This is a genomic window from Amaricoccus sp., from assembly GCF_036846665.1.
GTDB lineage: Bacteria > Pseudomonadota > Alphaproteobacteria > Rhodobacterales > Rhodobacteraceae > Amaricoccus.
This window is the reverse complement of the sequence record NZ_DAIUBO010000375.1, coordinates 1-2,321: the sequence shown is the minus strand read 5'-3', so window position 1 is coordinate 2,321 and position 2,321 is coordinate 1. Positions and strand designations below refer to the sequence as shown.

The 2,321-nt window shown below is 73.6% G+C and carries 3 protein-coding genes; all 3 read right to left on the bottom strand.

Annotated features, from left to right (window positions below; all coding sequences use genetic code 11):
• A partial coding sequence (locus V7050_RS20475; RefSeq protein ID WP_324411204.1) for a class II D-tagatose-bisphosphate aldolase non-catalytic subunit occupies nucleotides 1-617 on the bottom strand: 617 nt, incomplete at its 3' end.
• Nucleotides 617-1,600, bottom strand: a complete 984-nt coding sequence (locus tag V7050_RS20470) for a tagatose kinase (protein ID WP_324370119.1) — start codon at nucleotides 1,598-1,600, stop codon at nucleotides 617-619. The genes V7050_RS20470 and V7050_RS20475, both read right to left, overlap by 1 nt.
• A 1-nt stretch (nucleotide 1,601) precedes the next feature.
• A partial coding sequence (locus tag V7050_RS20465; RefSeq protein WP_324411203.1) for an ROK family protein occupies nucleotides 1,602-2,321 on the bottom strand: 720 nt, incomplete at its 5' end.

Sequence of the window (2,321 nt, the reverse complement as noted above, 5' to 3'; positions counted from 1 at the left end):
GCGCGATGGACGGCGATGGTGCGGCGGGCGGCCTCCGGCGCGGTGGGCGTGATCGCATCCAGCGCGTGGTCCGCGCCGCCGGGCGGCGGCACCTCGGTCCCGATGATATAGAGCGGCGGCGGGCCGCCTGCTGCCCGCGCCGCCGTCTCGGCGACCGCGGCGAGCCGCGCGGCGCGGCGGGCGGTGGCGGTGTCGTCGAGCGCCGCGGGCTCCCCGGCGCAGCCCATGGAGGCGTCCAGGTGGAGCTTGCGGAAGCCCGCCGCCACATAGGCCGCGACCATGCGTTCCGCCTCGGCCATCGCCGCCTCCGCGGGCAGGTCGCGCCAGGGATTGGGGCCGAGGTGATCGCCGCCGAGGATGATCCGGTCTTCCGGACATCGCTCGGCCCGGGCGAGCCCGCCGACCAGCGCGGCGAAATCCGCCGGGGACATGCCGGTATAGCCGCCCCGGTGGTTGACCTGGTTGCAGGTGGCCTCGATCAGCACCTTGGCGCCGGTCTCGCTCCCGTGGCGCAGGGCGGCGCGCAGGGCGATCGGATGCGCGGAGCAGACCGAGGGGATGCCCCGCGGCCGTCCCTCGATGCGCAGGCGCGCCAGATCGTCAAGCGCCACCCGCATCACGCCCGCCTTCCCGTCTCGCGGATGAAACGGTCGAGCTCGGTGCGCGTGCCGGCGCCTTCCATCGGCCCGCGCCGCGTCACGTTCCGCGCACCCGCCGCGCAGGCATAGGTCAGCGCCGCCTCCGGAGCCATGCCGAGCCGGCGGCAGGCCAGATAGGCGCCGCCGAAGCAGTCGCCGGCGCCGGTCGGATCGACCTCCTCGACGGCGAAGGCCGGGGCATCGACCCGCAGGCCGTCGCGGTCGAAATAGCTCGCCCCGTCCGCACCCCGCTTCAGCACCACCTCGGCGACCCCGAGCGCGAAGAGCCGCCGGAGCGCCTCGGCCTCGCCCGCGACGCCGGCCGCGCGCTCCAGTTCCCCGCCCGAGGGGAGCAGGAGATCGGACATCGCCACCATCCTGGCGAAGCGCCGGTCGGTCTCCCCGTCGCCCCTGATTTCCTTGCGCAGGTTGGGATCGAGCGACACGCTGCCGCCGCGGTCCTTGATGATGTCGGCCGCGCGTTCGATGATCGCCCAGGCGCCGGGCTCCGCGAGCACCGTGCCCATGACATGCAGATGCCCGGCGCGGGAGATCAGCGCGGCGACGGCGTCGGTCCAGCCGAGGCGCCCGGCCGCCGAGGTCCACATGTTGTAGACGAAGTCGCGCGCCCCGTCCGGGCGATAGCGCACGAAGGCGCTGCCGGTGGGCCTTCCGCGGTCGATTGTGATGGCAGAGACATCCGCGCCGACGCGCGCGAGCCGGGCGATGTTGAGGCGGCCGAAATCGTCGTCCCCGACCGCGCCGACCATGGCCGCCGAGCCGCCCATGCGCGCGCATTGATCGATGAAGATCGCGGGCGCGCCGCTCGGGAAGGGCCCCACGAGCGGCTGCGGCTCGAGGAAGCCCTCGCCGACGGTGGTCGCGACGATCTCGACGAGGATCTCGCCGACGCAGACCGTGGGACCCAGCGCATCGCGAGCCAGCGCGCCTTCGGAAGTCATGTCAGAGGTTCCCCCAATCCTTTCCCATGGCGTCGCCGGCGAGCAGGTCGTTTTCCAGCGACAGGAAGCGCTGGTGCAGCATGCAGGCCGCGCCATAGGCCGCGCCCGTCTCGGCGGCCTCGTGCAGCACGATCTCGGGCAGCGGGAAGCTGTCGGCCTGCAGCGTCTCCATGTGGAACGCCACCCGTGCGGAGACCATCGGATAGAGCCCGGCGACCGAGCCGCCGAGCACGATCCGGTCGGGATCGACCAGCCGGCAGGCCTGGACCAGCGCGAAGGCGAGATGGCGCGCCCAGTCCTCCGCGATCGCCACCGCCGCCGGGGCGCGGTCGCGCACATCCGCCAGAAGGCCCGCCAGCGTCGCGTCCCCGGTGCCCGCGACGCCGCGGTAGCGCTTGAGCAGCAGTTCCAGCCCGATGGCCTCTTCGAGTTCGGCGCAATCGGCATCCGGCACATGGACATGCCCGATCTCCCCCGCGAGGCCGTTCCCGCCGCGAAAGAGCTGGCCGTCGATGACGATGCCGCCGCCGACCCCGCTCTCGATCACCAGCACGAGGGTCACGCCGCGCTGGCGGCCGCGGCTGCCATAGGCCTCGCCGATGGCGAAGGCATTGGCGTCGTTCTCCACCAGCGAGGGGATCCCGGCGGGCAGGGCCTCGCGCGTGATCGCCGCGAGATCGACGTCCCGCCAGCCGAGAAGCGGCGCGATGCGGACGCGCCC

Coding starts and splice junctions, on each gene's coding strand:
- V7050_RS20470 (WP_324370119.1), bottom strand. CDS start 1,600: ATGACTTCCGAAGGCGCGCTGGCTCGCGATGCGCTGGGTCCCACGGTC.